This is a genomic window from Amycolatopsis sp. 2-15, from assembly GCF_030285625.1.
Classification (GTDB): Bacteria; Actinomycetota; Actinomycetes; order Mycobacteriales; family Pseudonocardiaceae; genus Amycolatopsis; species Amycolatopsis carbonis.
In genome coordinates this window covers 8,564,071-8,581,365 of sequence record NZ_CP127294.1, presented here as the reverse complement: position 1 = coordinate 8,581,365, position 17,295 = coordinate 8,564,071, and the positions used below count along the sequence as shown (strand labels likewise).

The window sequence follows — 17,295 nt, the reverse complement described above, 5'->3', positions numbered from 1 at the left end:
GGGCGACGACCCGCACGCAGTGGAAGTCCATGGGCTACACCGACGAGCAGATCCGGCGCCCGAAGATCGCCGTGGTCAATTCGTCCTCCGGGCTGGCGCCGTGTTTCGCCCACCTCGACGTGATCGCCGCGGCGGTGAAGGACTCGATCGACGCCGCGGGCGGGCTGGGCTTCGAGATCCGGACCGTGGCTCCGACCGACTTCATCATGGCCGCCGGCCGTGGTGGTGGTTATGTCCTCTCGGGCCGGGACCTGGTGTCCTACGACATCGAAGCCGTCGTCGACGGGGCACAGCTCGACGGGATGGTCTGCCTGGCCTCGTGCGACAAGACCACACCCGGGCAGCTGATGGCCGCCGCGCGCACCGACGTGCCGACGCTGGTCATCGCCTGCGGCTACCAGAGCTGCGGAGCCCTCGACGACGGCCGCCACGTCGACATCGAGGACGTGTTCGTCGACGCCGGGAAGCTCGCTTCCGGTGCGATCGGCTTCGAGGACCTGTGCGCCATGTCGGACCGGGCGATCACCGGCCCCGGCGTCTGCACCGGCATGGGCACGGCGAACACGATGCACATCGTCGCCGAGGCGCTGGGCATGGCGCTGCCCGGCACGGCGCCGACCCGCGCCAACAGCGACACCATGTGGGCCGCGGTCCGCGCCTCGGGCGCCGCGATTCTGGCCGCGGTCGAGGCCGATCGACGGCCCAGCACCGTGATGACGCCGGCTGCGGTCCGCAACGCGGTGGCGGCGGTGATCGCCGTCAGCGGGTCGATCAACGCGGTCAAGCACCTCGAGGCGATCGCGGCCGAGCTCCCGGGCGGCCTCGACGTGCACGGCCTGTTCGAAGAACTCGGCCGCAACGTCGGCCCGCTCGCGGCGGTGCGGCCCAACGGGCCCGCGTCGATCGAGGAGTTCGACGACGCCGGCGGTGCTCGCGCGGTGCTGGCCCAGCTCGGCGACGTCGTCGACGGCTCGGTCGTGACGATGAGCGGGCGGACGATGGCCGAGAACCTCGCCGGCGTGGCGGTCGACCCGGCCGTGATCAGAGCCGAACCGATCCGGCCGGACTCGACGATCGTGTTGATGCGGGGCAACCTCTGCCCCGGCACCGGGATCGTGAAGCTCTCGGTCACCGAGACACGCGCCCGGGCTTTCCGTGGCCCCGCAAGGGTTTACGAGTCGGCGCCGGAGGCCACCGCGGCGATCGAGCGCGCCGAGGTGCGGCCCGGTGAGGTACTCGTTCTCCGCGGGCTCGGCGTCACCGGAACCCCCGGGATGGGCATGGCCTCCAGCGTGGTTTTCGCGCTCAACGGGGCCGGGCTGAGCGAGCAGGTCGCCTTCGTCACCGACGGGCAGCTCTCCGGGCTGGTCAACAAGGGCATCGTCGTCGGGGAGGTCACCCCCGAAGGCGGGGTCCCCGGCCCGCTCGGGGTGGTGCGCACCGGGGACGAGATCGCGATCGATGTGCCGGCCCGCACCGTCGATCTGCTCGTGGAACCGGCCGAGCTCGAGCAGCGGCTCGCGGACTACCCGGTCACCCGGGCTCCGCAGACCTGGCCGGCTCGCCCGGGTTCGTGGCTCGGCGTGTACGCCGACGCCGTGGTGCCCCTCGACCAGGGCGCGACGCTGCGCCGTTCGTCCCCTTCGTCCTAAGGAGTTGTGTTGCCTCACGCGCTGACCGATCTGCGGGTGAACACCGTTACCCGGCCCGTCGACCGTTCCGTGGAATCACTCGAAGCCGACATCCTCGTCGTCGGCGCAGGAATCGCCGGGCTGACCGCCGCGATCGACGCGAAACGGTGCGGCCGCGACGTCGTGCTCGCCGACGCGCTCCCTGTCCTCGGTGGACAGTGCGTGAACTCCATGATCGGGCTGTTCTGCGGAATCTACGGAAACGCTCCCGAGTACCACCAGCTGACGCACGGGATCTTCGACGAGATGTTCCCGGCGCTGGAGCGCTCCGGCGACATCGCCTACAACCGCACGCACACCCAGACCGTCCCCTACGACGAGGTCGCGTTGGGCCGGTGGTTCGAGAACCTCGTTTCGGAGCTCGGGATCAAGGTCGTCCTGGGTGCCTCGATCAGCGGGGTCGCCCTCGACGGCGGCGTGCTCGAGCGGGTGGATTTCGCGAGCCGCTACGGTCCGGTTTCGGTCCGCGCCAAGGGATTCGTGGACGCGACCGGCGACGCCGCACTGGCGTGGGAAGCCGGGCTGCCGTGCCGGGTGCCGGAACGGACGGTGTGGGGCTCGCAGCAGATCCGGCTCACCGGCCTGGTCGAGTCGGCCAAACCCGACCCGGCCGAACTGGTGGCCCGCGTCGCCGAGAAAGCCGACGAATACGGCCTCGTCCGCCGCGACGGGCTCGCCTTCTTCTTCCCGGGGCGCGACACCGCCGTGATGAACATGACGCACGTCGAGGCACCGCTGACGGCGGTCGAGGCCGCCGAGGCGCAGCTGCGCGGACGGGCCCAGGCCGACCGGGTCGTCGAGTTCCTGCGCACCGAGTTCCCGGCGGCCTTCAAGGACGCTTCCGTGCTGGCGTACGGCTTTCCGGGCCGGCGGCAGACCCGGTGGCTCGCCGCCGACCATCAGCTCACGCTCGAAGAGGTCCGCCACGGCACCGGCTTCGAGGACGCGGTGGCGCGCACGGCGTGGCCGGTCGAGCTGCACGACCGGGTGTCGGGTTATGTCTGGGAGACGTTCGGGCCGGACCACGTCCACTACGTCCCGCTGCGCAGCCTGACTTCGCCGGGCGCGCGGAACCTGGTCGCGGCCGGGAGGTGTGTCGACGGCGACGCCGCGGCGTTGTCGAGTGTCCGGGTGATGGGCCCGTGCTCGGCGATGGGCCGCGCCGCCGCGCACACGCTGGACCTGACCCTGGGCGGCGATGTCCACGACGTCGATCTGACCGCGTTGCGGGATCGTATCCGCGACAACGTGGAGGGCTGAGCGATGGTGGGACTCACCGACGAAGAGAAGCGCATGCGCGACGGTGCGGAAGGCGACGCGGTCGCGGCCGCGATGGATCTGCTGATCCGCTACGCCGACGCGCTCGGCGCCGAGCGGCTGTGCGAAACCCGCAACGTCGCGGGCACGACCACCCAGCCTTCGCCGGCCAAGGAAAAGCTGGTCGCCGAGGGCGGCTGGGCGAAGGCGTTCTCGGTGATCAGCCTCGACTGCGACGACGACCTCGAGATCCCGCCGATGCGGGTCCCGACCTGCCAGCTGCAGCACGGGTTCGGCGAAGACGCGCGCGGCATCATGCCCTACCCCGGGCACAAGATCGACCTGCAGGCCGAGGCCGAGTCGTTCGCCAGCAGCCGCGGCGTCAACGTGCTCGCCACCTGCACGCCCTACCAGGTCGGCAACCTCCCGACCTACGGCGAGCACGTCGCCTGGATGGAGTCGTCGGCGGTCGTCTACGCCAACTCCGTCCTGGGCGCGCGGACCAACTGCGAGGGTGGTGCGTCGACGGGCGCCGCGAGTCTGACCGGCCGGATCCCGTGCTGGGGCAACCACCACCGGGAAAACCGCTACGGCACGCACCTCATCGAGACGACGCTGGCGCCGGACGGCTTCCAGGACTGGGGGATGCTCGGCTACTTCGCGGGCGACGTCGTCCAGGAGGAGCGGCCGGTCGTGATCGGTGAGCTCGGCAGCCCGGATCTGGCCGACCTCAAGCACTTCGGTGCCGCCGCCGCGTCCTCCGGCGGCGTGGAGATGTACCACCTGCCGGGCCGTACGCCGGACGCGCCGACTCTCGAAGCCGCCTTCGGTGGCCGCGCGATCCCCGAACCGATCCGCTACGGCGAGGCCGAGCGCCGGGCGGTCTACGAGTCGCTGAACTCGATCGGGGACAGCGAGGACGTCGACTTCGTCCTCCTGGGCTGCCCGCACGCTTCGCTGGAGCAGGTCGGCCGGGTCGCTCGCGCGCTGGAGGGGCGCACGCTTTCGTCCGGGTGCGAACTGTGGCTGATGACCCCCCGCGCGTTGCGGACGGTCGCCGACCGCAACGGCTGGACCGAAACCATCCGGCGGGCCGGCGGGCGCGTGCTCACCGACTCCTGCCCGGCGATGTCGCGCGTCGCTCCGGAAGGCACGAGGGTGTTCGCGACCGACTCCGCGAAGCAGGCCCACTACCTGCCCGCGATCCTCGGGATCGAGGCGTGGTTCGGCACGCTCGAGGACTGTGTCGACGCCGCCGTCACCGGGCGGTGGCGCGGCTCGCTCGGGAAGGCAGCTCGATGACGGCGGCCGGGGTGCTGCTCCACGGCCGGGGAATCGTGCCCGGCCGGGTTGTCGGCGAGGCGCTGGTCTCCCGCGAAACGATCTCGGGCTGGGGCGGGATCGACCCGGCGACGGGCACGATCATCGAACGGCGCCACGAGCTGTTCGGTGTCTGCTTCACCGGGAAAGTCCTGGTGTTCCCCGGCGCCAAGGGATCCTCGGGGTGGTCGGGCTTCTTCCAGTCCACGCGGTTGCTCGGCACCGCGCCGCTCGCGATGGTCTTCACCCGCCTGACCACGAAGGCCGCGCTCGGCGCGATCGTGACCCGGGTCCCGGCGATCACCGACTTCGACGACGACCCGGTCGCGCGCATCACCACCGGAGACCTCGTGGAGGTCGATGCCGACCACGGGCTGGTGCGCGTGCTCCGGCGTTGACGTCCGGGACCGGTACGGAGAGTGTCGGGAACCATCACTTCCCGTGATTCCCGGGTGAGCCCGGGGCCGCGGACTTGAGTCCGGCCGGATCGCCGTTACCCTGCAGTCTAAGCGAGCGCTTAGCCGCCATCGGCTGCAGAACAGGAGACCAGTGCTGTGAACTCGTTCAAGGACCGCGTGGCGATCGTGACCGGCGCCAGCCGCGGGATCGGCCTCGGCATCGCGAAGGCCCTGGTCGAGCGGGGCGCGAAGGTGTGCATCACCGCGCGGAAGCCCGAGCCGCTGGCCGAGGCCGTCGCCGAGCTCGGGGGCGAGGACTTCGCGATCGCCGTGCCCGGCAAGGCCGACGACACGGGGCACCAGGACGAGGCGGTCGCCAAGACGATCGAGCGGTTCGGCCGGCTCGACATGCTCGTGAACAACACCGGCATCAACCCGGTCTACGGGTCCACGCTCGACATCGACCCGGCGGCCGCGGCGAAGATCTTCGCGGTGAACGTGCTGGCGCCGATCGCCTGGACCCGGCGCGCCCGCGACGCGTGGATGGGCGAGCACGGCGGCTCGGTCGTCAACGTCGCCTCGATCGCCGGCCTGCGCGCGTCGCCCGGCATCGGCATGTACGGCGTGAGCAAGGCGGCGCTGATCCGCCTCACGCAGGAGCTCGGCGCCGAGCTCGGGCCGAAGATCCGCGTGAACGCCGTGGCCCCGGCCGTGGTCAAGACCAAGTTCGCAACCGCCCTGTACGAGGGCAAGGAAGAGGAAGTCGCCGCGGCCTACCCGATGAAGCGCCTCGGCGTGCCCGAGGACATCGCGGGCGCGGTGGCGTTCCTGCTCTCCGACGAGGCGGGCTGGATGACCGGCCAGACCGTGGTCCTCGACGGCGGCGTGACCCTGGGCGGTGGCCTGTGAGCGCCGGGGTTGTCATCACGGGTGGCGGCGGCGGAATCGGCCGGGCGCTGGCCCGGCGCTTCGCGGCCGACGGTGCGCGCGTGGTCGTGGCCGACCTCAACGGCGAAGCCGCCGCGGAGGTGGCCATCGAGGTCGGTGGCACCTCGTTCGCCGGCGACGTCGCGAGCGAAGACGGCGTCGCGAAGCTCCTCGCGGCCGCCCGCGAGACGCTGGGCGAGATCGACGTCTTCTGCGCCAACGCGGGCGTCGCCCCCTTCGGCGACGAACAGGCCACCGAAGACGACTGGGCCCGCACCTGGGACGTCAACGTGATGGCCCACGTCCGCGCCGCCAAACAGCTGCTGCCCGCGTGGCTCGAACGAGGCAAGGGCCACTTCATCGCCACCGCGTCGGCCGCTGGCCTGCTCACCACGCTGGGCTCGGCGCCGTACTCCGTGACGAAGCACGGCGCGCTGGCCTTCGCCGAGTGGCTTTCGGCGACCTACCGCCACCGCGGCATCACGGTGCAGGCCATCTGCCCGCAAGGCGTGCGCACCGCGATGCTGGAGAGCAGCGGCCCGCGCGGCCAGCTGCTGATGGGCGCGTCGGCGATCGACCCCGACCAGGTCGCCGACGCGCTGTTCACCGCCATCGACGAGGGCCGGTTCCTCGTGCTGCCGCACCCGGAGGTCGCGGAGTACTACGCGCTGCGCGCGACGCAGACCGACCGCTGGCTCGGCGGGATGAACAAGCTGCAGCGCAAGATCGAGGCCCTGCCCGAGGACTGAACACCCCAATGCCGCATTGGGTGCGTTGAGTGCACCCAATGCGGCGTTCGGTGCGTTGGGTGCACCGAACGCCACATTGGGGCGCTTTCGGCCTCGCGGGTGCCCGCCCGTACCGTCCGGCGTGTCCGTCCGGGTGCGCGGGGTTGACGCACGGCCAATGGGGTCTCTAGCGTCCCCATACCGACTGGTCGGTGTCCAAGGGAGGCCGCGGGATGAGCTGGTACGACGCGAAGCCCTGGCTGGCGAGCTACGACGAGCAGCGCGCCGCCGCGAGCGAGTTCACGCCGACCACGCCGTTGGTCACCTTCCGCCGCACGGTCGGGCAGGCGCCGGAGACCACGGCGCTGGCGTACTTCGACGGGCGGATCTCCTACCGCGAGCTGGACGAGCTCTCCGACGCCTTCGCCCGCCACCTCACGGCCTCCGGGTTCGGCCGCGGCGACCGGCTCGCCCTGGTGCTGCAGAACATTCCTCAGTTCGTGATCGCCCTGCTCGGCGCGTGGAAAGCCGGCGGGATCGTGGTGCCGGTCAACCCGATGTACCGCGCGGGCGAGCTGAGCCACGTGCTCTCCGACGCAGGCGTGAAGGCGCTCGTCTGCTCGCAAACCGCGTGGCACGACTACGTCGGCGCCCTCGTGCCGGACAGCTCGGTGACGATCGCCGTGACCACGAGCGAGCTCGACCTGCAGACCCGCGACGACGAGCGCGTGCTCGGCAAGGTGCGCCGCGAGGCGACGCCCGGCGCGGCCGACCTGCTCGAGGTCCTGCGCTCGACTCCCGGTGACCCGCCGACTGACCTCGGGCTCGGCCTCGACGACATCGCGCTGATCAGCTACACGTCGGGCACGAGCGGGAAACCCAAGGGCGCCACCAACACCCACGGCAACCTCGGCACGAACGCCGTGATCCTCGCCGGCGCCGGCCGTGTCGAGCCGGGCGCGACGGTGTTCGCGCTCGCGCCGCTGTTCCACATCACCGGGATGGTGTGCGAGGTCGCCTACGCCATCGAGATCGCCGGCACCCTGGCGCTCGCGTACCGCTTCGAAGCCGGCGTGGTGCTCGGTGCGCTGCTGGAGCACAAGCCCGCGTACATGGTCGGCCCGTCGACGGCGTACATGGCGCTGATGGCGCACCCGGACGTCACCCCGGAGCACTTCGCCTCGTTCGACGCGCTGTACTCCGGCGGCGCGGCGCTGCCGCCGGCGGTGGTCAACGCGTTCCGCGACCGGTTCGGCCAGTACATTCACAACGGCTACGGCCTCACCGAGACCACGGCCGGCTGCGTCGTGGTGCCGAGCGGGGTCGAGGCGCCGGTGGACCCGGCGTCGGGCACGTTGTCGATCGGGCTGCCGGTGCCGGGCGTGATCGTGCGGATCCTCGCCGACGACGGCACGGAGCTGCCGTTCGGCGAGGCGGGCGAGATCGCCGTCGAGGGGCCCATGGTCGTGCCCGGTTACTGGAACCGGCCCGAGGCCACGGCCGAGGCGCTTCCGGGCGGGCGGCTGCTGACCGGCGACGTCGGGTTCATGGACGAGCGCGGCTGGGTCTACGTCGTGGACCGCAAGAAGGACATGATCAACGCCTCCGGGTTCAAGGTGTGGCCGCGCGAGGTCGAGGACGTGCTGTACACGCACCCCGGCGTCCGCGAGGCGGCGGTGGTGGGCGTGCCGGACGAGTACCGCGGCGAGACGGTGAAGGCGTACGTGAGCGGGGCGCCGGGCGCTGCGCCCGATCCGGACGAGCTGGTGGCCTACTGCCGGGAGCGGCTGGCCGCCTACAAGTACCCCCGATCGGTCGAGGTGCTCGCCGAGCTGCCGAAGACCACGAGCGGGAAGATCCTGAGGCGCGAGCTGCGTGCCCGAGGCTAGGAGGACGTGACAGTGGTCGAGACGGTCCGCGGTGCGGTGGAGCCGGCGGCGCTGGGCAAGGTGCTCATGCACGAGCACATTTTCGTGCTCAGCCCCGAGTTCGTGGCCAACTACCCGGAGCACGACGGGTTCGACGAGTCGATGCACGTGCCGGAGGCGATCGCGAAGCTGCAGGCGCTCAAGGACGCCGGGATCGACACGATCGTGGACCCGACCGTCATCGGACTCGGGCGCTACGTGCCGCGGGTGCAGAAGGTCGCCGCCGAGGTGGGCCTGCAGATCGTGGTGGCGACAGGGCTGTACACCTACAACGACGTGCCCCACTACCTCTCGCTGCGCGGACCCGGCACGATGCTCGGCGGTGACGACCCGCTGGTCGCGATGTTCGTCGGCGACATCACCGAGGGCATCGCCGGCACGGACGTGAAAGCCGGGATCCTCAAGTGCGCCACCGACGAGCCCGGCCTGACACCCGGCGTCGAGCGGGTGCTGCGCGCGGTCGCGAAGGCACACCGGGCCACGGGCGTGCCGATCATGACCCACACCCACGCTGGCACGCGGCGCGGGCTGGAGCAGCAGGACGTGTTCGAGTCCGAGGGCGTGGACCTGAGCCGCGTGCTGATCGGGCACAGCGGCGACTCGGCCGACCTCGGCTACCTCACGGCCCTGGCCGACCGCGGTTCGCTGCTCGGCATGGACCGCTTCGGCGTGGACGTCTACCTGCCGTTCGAACAGCGCGTGGCGACGGTCGCGGCGATGTGCGAGCGCGGGTACGCCCGCAGCATGGTGCTCTCGCACGACGCTTCGTGCTACTTCGACTGGCTCGAGGCCCCGGTGCGCGAGGCCGTGCTGCCCAACTGGCACTACCTCCACATCACCAACGACGTGCTCCCCGCGCTGCGCGAACGCGGCGTCAGCGAAGCTGACCTCACCACGATGCTCGTCGACAACCCGCGCCGCCTGCTCGACCACGGGGACGGGTACTGACCGGCCACGGCCGGTAGGCTGGCTGTTCTCTGAGTTCCCGGAGGGGGTGTGGCGATGACCCGGGCCGGCACTCGCAAGGCCGTCGTCTCCGACGAGTCGCCCGCGGTGCCTCGCCGCCTGCTTCAGCACGCGACGAAGCTCTTCGCAAAGAAGGGTTTCGACCGCACCTCGGTGCAGGAGATCGTCGAGGCCGCCGGCGTCACCAAGGGCGCGATGTACCACTACTTCGGCTCCAAGGACGACCTGCTCTACGAGATCTACGCCCGCGTGCTGCGCGAGCAGACCTCCCAGCTCGAACGCGTCGCCTCCAGCGCCGCACCCGTGCGCGAACGCCTGGCCGCCGCCGCGTCCGACGTGGTCGTCAGCAGCATCGACAACCTCGACGACAACACCATCTTCCTGCAGTCCATGCACCAGCTCAGCGCCGACAAACGCAAGGCCGTGCGCGCCGAACGCCGCAAGTACCACGAACGGTTCCGCGGCCTGATCGAAGAAGGCCAGGCTTCCGGCGAGTTCCGCACGGACAAGCCCGCGGACCTGGTCGTGGACTTCTTCTTCGGCTCGGTCCACCACCTGGGCACGTGGTACCGCCGCGGCGGATCGCTGTCGGCGCGCGAGGTGGGGGACCAGTTCGCAGATTTGCTTCTCTCGATGTTGCGCCGGTAATTTCTGCCTCGGCTCCGCCGAGGCGTGCGAGATCGCGCTGTGGCCGGGTTGGGGCACCTCATTCCACCGGCAGCACCACCCCGTGGCGCGCCAGGACTTGGGTGACGAAGTCCGTTTTGCCTGCCGTGTAGGCCTCGCGGTCCGTGGTTTCCGTGGTGAGGCGGCGTTTCAGTGCGGCGTACTCCGCGCTCACAGCCGGGTCCGCGCGCAGGGCGTCGCGGAAGGTGAGCTGAGCTTGCCAGCGCGGGTGGCCGGCTGGGAGCACGTGGAGGTGGGCCACCCGGTGCTCGCCATTCGCGTCGGGGAGCACGAAGAAGCGCCGCCACGGCGAGGCGACATCGAGCGACGGCGGCACATAGGCCCAGCCGTCCGCCGCGAGAGCCGAACCGGCGGAGGCCACCACCACGTCGACGTCGGTTACCGAAGCCATCACATCCACGACCGGTTTCGCCGCCAAACCGGGCACCGCCGTGGATCCGACGTGCTCCACCCTGTCGACCAGCCACTGCTCCAGCACTACGGCCAACCGCGCGCACAATTCAGCACCGCGCACCGCCCACGCAGGGTCGGCAGCGGCAACGTGCGGTTTCTCGTGAGCCCAGGCCGGGGGTTCGGTCATGGTCGCCGAAGCTACCGGCGGGCACCGACATTTTCGGTGTCGGTGCCCGCCGGGGATCACGGGCGAGGTGGCGTCCGATCGGTCGGCGCTGTTTCGTCCGCCGGGTCAAAGGGCAGGTAGGTCGTGCCGAGCCGGGGAGCCCAGCCGATCGTCAGCGGGGACACGGCGGGGATCTCGGCGTGCTGGGGGAGGAACCCGATGTCCACCGGGGTCGAGAAGTCCACGGTCAGGAACCGGGTGGGTTCGGCGACGCTCACGAGAGAGCCCTCCGGATCGCTTCCTCGCCCAGGATCGGGTCGTTGGTCGGGTCCTCGGAGGCCGGGGCGAGGGCGCGCGGCGCCGTCTTCGGGGTGGCGGTCCCGAAGACCGGGTCCGGTGGGGCCGCGGTGTGGTACTCGGGGAAGTGGGCCTGGTAGTCGACCATGGACTGGACGAGGGCGGGCTCCGCGAAGCGCGGTCCCCAGAACTGGGCCGAGATCGGCAGGCCGGCGGTGTAACCGACGGGGAAGCTCACCATGGGCCAGCCCAGCGCGTTCGGTACCTGGTAGTACGCCCGGTACACCGGGAAGCCGGGGCCACCGCCGGCCCGTTGGCCGACCACGTCGCCCAGGGCCAGCACGAGCATGAAGTCGACGCCGGCGTCCTCCAGCGCCCGGGTGTAGTTGGCGATGAGCCGGCGCCGCCGCTGTTCGCCTTCGTAGCGGACGGAGGCGGGGATGCCGCCGTTGAAGCGGTCGGCGCTGGCGAAGCTCGCCGCCGTCTCGCCGGGCGCACGCCGGCCGTACTGGCCGGTGAGGGTCGCGACGGCGTCGGCCGTCGGAATGCCGCTCGCGCAGAAGTCCGCCACCGCCGCGACGAACCGGACCTCGTAGCGGTTGGCGTTCACCACCGCGGCCGACGGCGACACGGGCGAGCCGTCCATCGTCGCCAGCACGTCCGCCGACGCGAAGTACGGGTTCTGCGCGGGGTCGGTCATGTCCAGACCTGGGAACTCCTTCACCTGCGCGCCCAGGCTCTTCAGCTGGCCCACCAGCCGGTTGAACGCCTTCAGGTGCTCGGCGCCGTAGGTGTCCTGCGGGCTGACCCCGGTCTTGATGGTGCCGTCCACGTTCATCCAGTCCGTCTGGGGGACGCCGATCGTCAGGCCCCGCAACGGTGTCCGCCCGGGCCGGGGCGACGACGGGATCACCGGGAACGGCAGGGGCGCCGAGAGCGTCTGCGGGTCGTTCACCGCGTCCGGACCGAGGATCGTGCTCAGGACCAGCGCCGAGTCCCGTGCGCTGCGGGAGATCGGGCCGAGCACGTCGTAACCCGGCGAGAGCGGCATGAGCCCCGCGATCGACACCGTGCCCAGCGACGGCTTGATCCCGCTGGCGCCGTTCGCGGCCGACGGCATGATGATGCTGCCGCCCGTCTCCTCGCCGATGCACGCCGCGGCCAGCCGCGCGACGGGCGCGACCCCCGAGCCCTGGCTCGATCCACCCGGCACGTGCGACGGGCTCCAGGCGTTGCCCGCGAACGTGCCGGTGATCGATCCGGAGAAAGCCGAGCAGATGGTGTTGCCCAGCAGCACCACGCCGGCCGCGCGCAGCCGGGCGACGACTGTGGCGTCCTGCAGCGCCTTGTTGCCCGTGAACGCCGGGCTGCCGTCCTGCGCGTTCAGGCCTTTGATGCCCACGGAGTCCTTGATGCCCATGGGGATGCCGCACAACGGCGACAGGTCGCCGCCGTGCCGGCGCCAGTTGGAGATCCGCTGGTCGGCGGCTCGCGCGGCAGTGAGTGCGCCGGCGGTGTCGACGCGCACGAACGCGTTGTACGCGCCATTGTCGCCGTAGACCTCGAAGGGACCGTTGAGCTTCGAGATCCGGCCGAGGTAGGCCTGGGTGATCTCCACGCTGGACGTGCGGCCCGCGCGCAGGAGCGCGGCGAGCTCGGTGATCTCGTAGTCCACGAGCCGGCCGCGGTGGGGGATCTGGTTCACCGCCGGCAGCGCCGGGCCGCCGGACGGCGCCGCACTCGCCGGCGCCGCACCCAGTGTGAGGGAAAGGGTGCCACCGGCGACCGCCGCACCGGCGCCGCCGAGCACGGATCTCCGAGTGAGTCTTCCTGGTTGTGCCACGTACTGCCTCGCTTCTGAGCCGATGGGGAAGGGCACGCGAGACGCTAAGACCCCGTGGTTGCCGGGGAGTTTTCGTAGATAACGAGCACATTTCCGGTCCAGACAGACCGGACTGTGTTTTCTGTGATCTTGCGCTGTGGCTGGCGCAGGGATCGGGTTGTGAGGCGAACTAGTGCCGCTTCAGGTGGTCCAGGATCCGGGGCATGATGAATTCCCCGGCCTCTTCCGGCAGCCAGTGGCTGGCGCCTTCCACGACCTCGAACTCGTACTCCCCGTCGACGTACGAGCGGGTCAGCTCGGCCGCCGTCCGGCCCAGGTACGGGTCCTCACTGCCCCACAGGTACAGCGTCGGCACGGAGATGCGCCCGGCGGGGATGTCGAACTCGCTGGCGGCCGGACCGCGGTACCAGTTGAGCGTGGCCGTCAAAGCACCCGGCTCGGTCAGGCGCGTGATGTTGCGTTCGATCAGCTCGGCGGGCACGCGGTCGCCGTAGGCGGCGCGCAGTTCGGCGGCGTCGTCGGCGAGGAGGGAGGCCTCGGCGCGGCCGTCGAGGTGGCGGAAGAAGCGGACGTAGCCCAGGTCGCGGAACTGGCGCGTGTCGTCGGTGGCGGCGCGGTGCAGGGCGGCGGGGTGCGGGGTGGTGAGGATCGTCAGCGAGCGCAGCTGGTCGGGGTGCGCGCTGGCGAACGCCCAGCCGACCATGCCGCCCCAGTCGTGCGCGACGAGGTGGAAGCGGTCGGACCCCAGCGCCGCGGCGAAGGCGATCACGTCGGTGATGAGGTGACGCACCGAGTACTGGTCGACGTCCAGCGGCCGCGCGCCCGAGGCGTAGCCGCGCTGGTCGACCGCGACGGCGCGGTAGCCGGCCGCGCCCAGCGCCGCGAGTTCCGTGGTCCACGAATCGGCGAACTCGGCCCAGCCGTGCAGCAACAGGACGAGCTCCCCCGACGCGGGGCCGGCGGCGAGCGCGCTGTGCCGGTGGGTGCCGACGGTGATCGTCAGCTGCTCGGTGCCCGGGACCATGATCACCAGGCTAGGAAGCCGAAGCTTCCGGCCACCACAAGAAAAAGTGCACTCTTGCCGCCTGTTCGTACGCGCCGGGCACCACCGTCCACAGTGTCCACCACGTGCCGGGGCCCCGCCAGCCGAAACGGCGGGCGGGGCCCCGGAAACACGACCTCAGGCCGGCAGGTCCACGAGATCAGCCAGCCGGGCGCGGTGCCGGCCCGGCGTGCCGAACGCGAGCTCGTCGCTCTTGGCGCGCTTGAGGAACAGGTGCGCGGGGTGCTCCCACGTCATGCCGATCCCGCCGTGCAGCTGGATCGCCTCCTCCACGGCGTGCACCGCGATCGGCGCCACGCGCGCCTGCGCCACGGCCACCGCGATCGGCACGTCGAAGCCGCCGGCGAGCGCGTCGGCCGCGTACCGCGCCGTCGCGCGTGCGTTCACCAGGTCCGTGTACAGGTTCGCCAGCCGGTGCTTGAGCGACTGGAACCCGCCGACCGGGCGCCCGAACTGGTAGCGGCCCTTGAGGTAGGTGACGGTGGTCGTCAGCGCCCACTCCGTGAGCCCCGTCTGCTCCGACGCGAGCAGCCCCGCCGCCGTGGTCAGCGCGTTGTCCAGCGCCGCCTCCGCGGCCGCGCCACTCACGACGAGGCGCGCCGCGGCGTTGGCCAGCTCGACGTCGGCCACCCGCCGCGTGAGGTCGAACGACACCAGCTCGGTCACCTGGGCCGCCGAAGCCTCCACCGCGTACAGCCCCGGCCCGTCGGGCCCGGTCGCAGGCACCACGAGCAGCTCGGCCACGGAGGCGTCGACGACCGTGCCGGCGCGTCCGCTGAGCGTCCCGTCACCGTTCACGGACACCGTCGCCGGGAAAGCCGCACCCGGCGCGGTCGACAGCGGCACGGCCAGCGCGCCCGTCAGCTCACCCGCGGCGAGCCGGGGGAGCAGCTCGGCGGCCACCGAACCGCCCGCCGCCAGCAGCGCCGACGTCGCCAGCACCGCGCTGCCGAGGAACGGCACCGGCGCCACGCTGCGGCCCAGCTCTTCGAGCACCACGGCTGTCTCCCGCGCCGAAGCGCCGTGCCCGCCGAGCTCCTCGGGCACCATCAGCCCGGCCGCGCCGAGATCGGCGGCGAGCGTCTTCCACAGCTTCAGGTCATACGGCTCCGAGGTCTCCACCCGCGCCAGCAGCGCCGCGGGGGAGGCCTGGTCGGTGAGCAGATCCCGCACCGACGCGCGCAGGTCCTCCTCGACCTCGGAGTACAGCAGGTCCGGGGTGGGCAGCTCGCTCATCGCGGCAGGTCCTTCCAGGCGACGTCCTTGTCCACCCGCGGCTCGGACGGCAGCCCCAGCACGCGTTCGGAGATGATGTTGCGCAGGATCTCCGAGGTCCCGCCCTCGATCGAGTTGCCCTTAGCGCGCAGGTAGCGGTAACCCGCCTCGCGTCCGAGGAAGTCGACCTTCTCCGGCCGCCGCGGCGTCCAGTCGTCGTAGCGCAGGCCCTCCTCGCCGAGCAGCTCGATCTCCAGCCCGGTGAGCTTCTGGTTGAGCTCGGAGAACGCCACCTTCATCGCGGAGCCCTCCGGCCCCGGCGCGCCCGCGGTGAGCTGCTGGCGCAGCCGGGAAGCCGCCAGCCGCAACGACTCGGCCTCCACCCAGTGCTGCACGAGCCGGTCGCGCAGCTCCGGCGTGCGCAGCTCGGGCCGCTCGCGCCAGGTCTTCGAGACCATGCCGATCAGGCCGCCTTCCCGCGGCAACGCGTTGCCGCCGATGGCCACGCGCTCGTTCATCAGCGTGGTCTGCGCGACCTTCCAGCCCTCGCCGACCGCGCCGAGTCGCTGAGTGTCCGGGATCCGCACGCCGGTGAGGAACACCTCGTTGAACTCGGCCTCGCCGGTGATCTGGCGCAGCGGCCGCACCTCGACGCCGGGCGCGGTCATGTCGCACAGGAAGTACGTCATGCCCTGGTGCTTCGGCACGTCGGGGTCGGTGCGCGTGACGAGGATGCCCCACCGGGCAGTGTGCGCGCTCGAAGTCCACACCTTCTGTCCGGTCACGACCCAGTCATCGCCGTCGCGCACCGCGCGGGTGGCCAGTGCGGCGAGGTCGGAGCCGGCGCCGGGTTCGCTGAACAGCTGGCACCACACTTCTTCGCCCGTCCACAGTGGACGCAGGTAGCGCGTGCGCTGCTCGTCGGTGCCGAACGCGAGGATCGTCGGCGCGGCCATGCCGAGCCCGATGCCGATGCGGCGCGGGTCGTTGTCCGGCGCGCCGGCCGCGGCGAACGCGGCCTCGACGACGGGCTGCAGTGCGCGCGGCGCACCCTGGCCGCCGAGGCCCTCGGGGAAGTGCACCCACGCCAGACCGGCGTCGTAGCGGGCGCGCAGGAACTCGAGCCGGTCGGTGGTCTTCGGGTCGTGCGCGGCCAGGAACCCGGCCACCTGGGCCTGGAGGTCGTCGGGGGTCATCGGCCGGCCTCCGTCCGGTACTTCTTGAGCTCGCGCCGCGCCAGCGAGCGCTTGTGCACCTCGTCCGGGCCGTCGGCCAGGCGCAGCGTGCGCACGCCCGCCCACAGCTCGGCCAGCGGGAAGTCCTGGCTCACGCCACCGGCGCCGTGGGCCTGCACGGCCTTGTCGAGGATCCACTCCACCGTGATCGGGGTGGAGATCTTGATGGCCTGGATCTCGGTGTGCGCACCCTGGTTGCCCACGGTGTCCATCAGCCACGCGGTCTTGAGCACCAGCAGCCGCTGCTGCTCGATCTTCACGCGCGACTCGGCGATCCAGTCCTGCACCACACCCGACTCGGCGATCGGCTTGCCGAAGGTCTCGCGCGAAAGCGTGCGGCGGCACATGAGTTCCAGCGCCCGCTCGGCCATGCCGATCGCGCGCATGCAGTGGTGGATGCGGCCGGGGCCGAGGCGAGCCTGGGCGATCGCGAAGCCGGCGCCCTCGTTGGCGATGAGGTTCTCCGCCGGCACGCGCACGTCCTCGAACAGCACCTCGGCGTGGCCGCCGTGGTCGCCGTCGGTGTAGCCGAACACGTGCATGCCGCGCTTGATGGTCACGCCGGCGGCGTCGCGCGGCACGAGGATCATGCTCTGCTGCTGGTGCGCGGGCGCGTCCGGATCGGTCTTGCCCATCACGATCATGATCTTGCAGTTCGGGTTCATCGCACCGGAGATGAACCACTTGCGGCCGTTGACCACGTACTCGTCGCCGTCACGGCGGATGCTGGTGGCGATGTTGCGCGCGTCGGAGGAGGCCACGTCGGGCTCGGTCATCGCGAACGCGGAGCGGATCTCGCCGTCGAGCAGCGGCTGCAGCCACTGCTTCTTCTGCTGCTCGCTGCCGAACATGTGCAGCACTTCCATGTTCCCGGTGTCCGGCGCGGCGCAGTTCACCGCGGTCGGGGCGAGCCGGGGGCTGCGGCCGGTGATCTCGGCCAGCGGCGCGTACTGCAGGTTGGTCAGGCCCGCGCCGTCCTCGCCGGGCAGGAAGAAGTTCCACAGACCGCGCTTGCGCGCCTCGGCCTTGAGCTCCTCCACGACCGGCACCGACGACCAGGGGTTCTCGCGCTCGGCGAGCTGCTCTTCGAAGACCGGTTCGGCGGGGTAGACGTGCGAATCCATGAAGTCGAGCAGCTGCCCGCGCAGCTCCTCGGTGCGCGCGTCGAACGCGAAATCCAT

16 protein-coding genes are annotated in these 17,295 nt (G+C 71.4%); 9 read left to right on the top strand and 7 right to left on the bottom strand.

The annotated features are described in order from the left end of the window. The first annotated feature begins 29 nt into the window (after nt 1-29). The 9 genes from QRX50_RS42395 to QRX50_RS42355 all read left to right on the top strand — a co-directional run bounded on the left by QRX50_RS42395 (nt 30) and on the right by QRX50_RS42355 (nt 9,863). Nucleotides 30-1,652: a dihydroxy-acid dehydratase domain-containing protein gene (locus QRX50_RS42395; RefSeq protein WP_285968715.1), complete on the top strand. Its 1,623-nt coding sequence runs from the start codon at nt 30-32 to the stop codon at nt 1,650-1,652. Between the two features lie 9 nt (nt 1,653-1,661). Then, nucleotides 1,662-2,951: an FAD-dependent oxidoreductase gene (locus QRX50_RS42390; RefSeq protein ID WP_285968714.1), complete on the top strand. Its 1,290-nt coding sequence runs from the start codon at nt 1,662-1,664 to the stop codon at nt 2,949-2,951. 3 nt (nt 2,952-2,954) lie between these two features. After that, on the top strand, nt 2,955-4,250 hold the full coding sequence (locus tag QRX50_RS42385; protein ID WP_285968713.1) for an aconitase X: 1,296 nt from the start codon (nt 2,955-2,957) through the stop codon (nt 4,248-4,250). After that, nucleotides 4,247-4,666 (top strand): aconitase X swivel domain-containing protein, encoded by a 420-nt coding sequence (locus tag QRX50_RS42380; protein WP_285968712.1) that lies wholly within the window; start codon nt 4,247-4,249, stop codon nt 4,664-4,666. The genes QRX50_RS42385 and QRX50_RS42380 overlap by 4 nt, the downstream gene beginning before the upstream one ends. A gap of 156 nt (nt 4,667-4,822) precedes the next feature. Next, nucleotides 4,823-5,575 (top strand): SDR family oxidoreductase, encoded by a 753-nt coding sequence (locus QRX50_RS42375; RefSeq protein WP_285968711.1) that lies wholly within the window; start codon nt 4,823-4,825, stop codon nt 5,573-5,575. Further along, nucleotides 5,572-6,342 carry an SDR family oxidoreductase gene (locus QRX50_RS42370; RefSeq protein WP_285968710.1) on the top strand — a complete coding sequence of 257 codons (771 nt, stop codon included), beginning with the start codon at nt 5,572-5,574 and terminating at the stop codon, nt 6,340-6,342. The genes QRX50_RS42375 and QRX50_RS42370 overlap by 4 nt, the downstream gene beginning before the upstream one ends. A gap of 212 nt (nt 6,343-6,554) precedes the next feature. Further along, nucleotides 6,555-8,210, top strand: coding sequence for an AMP-binding protein (locus QRX50_RS42365; RefSeq protein ID WP_285968709.1), 1,656 nt, complete (start codon nt 6,555-6,557; stop codon nt 8,208-8,210). A 12-nt stretch (nt 8,211-8,222) separates the two neighbouring features. Next, nucleotides 8,223-9,197 (top strand): phosphotriesterase family protein, encoded by a 975-nt coding sequence (locus QRX50_RS42360; RefSeq protein ID WP_285974695.1) that lies wholly within the window; start codon nt 8,223-8,225, stop codon nt 9,195-9,197. 54 nt (nt 9,198-9,251) lie between these two features. Next, a complete protein-coding gene (locus tag QRX50_RS42355) occupies nt 9,252-9,863 on the top strand; it encodes a TetR/AcrR family transcriptional regulator (protein WP_285968708.1) in 612 nt (203 codons plus the stop codon). 58 nt (nt 9,864-9,921) lie between these two features. Here the strand turns inward: QRX50_RS42355 and QRX50_RS42350 are convergent, their stop codons facing one another. From QRX50_RS42350 to QRX50_RS42320, 7 genes are all read right to left on the bottom strand, one after another. Then, a complete protein-coding gene (locus QRX50_RS42350; protein ID WP_285968707.1) occupies nt 9,922-10,482 on the bottom strand; it encodes a GrpB family protein in 561 nt (186 codons plus the stop codon). Nucleotides 10,483-10,538: 56 nt separating this feature from the next. Beyond that, nucleotides 10,539-10,739, bottom strand: a complete 201-nt coding sequence (locus QRX50_RS42345; RefSeq protein ID WP_285968706.1) for a hypothetical protein — start codon at nt 10,737-10,739, stop codon at nt 10,539-10,541. Beyond that, nucleotides 10,736-12,568 carry an amidase gene (locus QRX50_RS42340; protein WP_285968705.1) on the bottom strand — a complete coding sequence of 611 codons (1,833 nt, stop codon included), beginning with the start codon at nt 12,566-12,568 and terminating at the stop codon, nt 10,736-10,738. Before QRX50_RS42340 ends, QRX50_RS42345 begins: the two co-directional genes overlap by 4 nt. A 202-nt stretch (nt 12,569-12,770) precedes the next feature. Next, entirely contained in the window at nt 12,771-13,625 is an 855-nt protein-coding gene (locus tag QRX50_RS42335; RefSeq protein WP_285968704.1) for an alpha/beta fold hydrolase, read from the bottom strand. 156 nt (nt 13,626-13,781) lie between these two features. Then, complete coding sequence (locus QRX50_RS42330; RefSeq protein WP_285968703.1) at nt 13,782-14,900, bottom strand: acyl-CoA dehydrogenase family protein; 1,119 nt, start codon at nt 14,898-14,900, stop codon at nt 13,782-13,784. Next, nucleotides 14,897-16,075 (bottom strand): acyl-CoA dehydrogenase family protein, encoded by a 1,179-nt coding sequence (locus QRX50_RS42325; protein WP_285968702.1) that lies wholly within the window; start codon nt 16,073-16,075, stop codon nt 14,897-14,899. Before QRX50_RS42325 ends, QRX50_RS42330 begins: the two co-directional genes overlap by 4 nt. After that, on the bottom strand, nt 16,072-17,295 hold the full coding sequence (locus QRX50_RS42320) for an acyl-CoA dehydrogenase family protein (protein WP_285968701.1): 1,224 nt from the start codon (nt 17,293-17,295) through the stop codon (nt 16,072-16,074). Before QRX50_RS42320 ends, QRX50_RS42325 begins: the two co-directional genes overlap by 4 nt.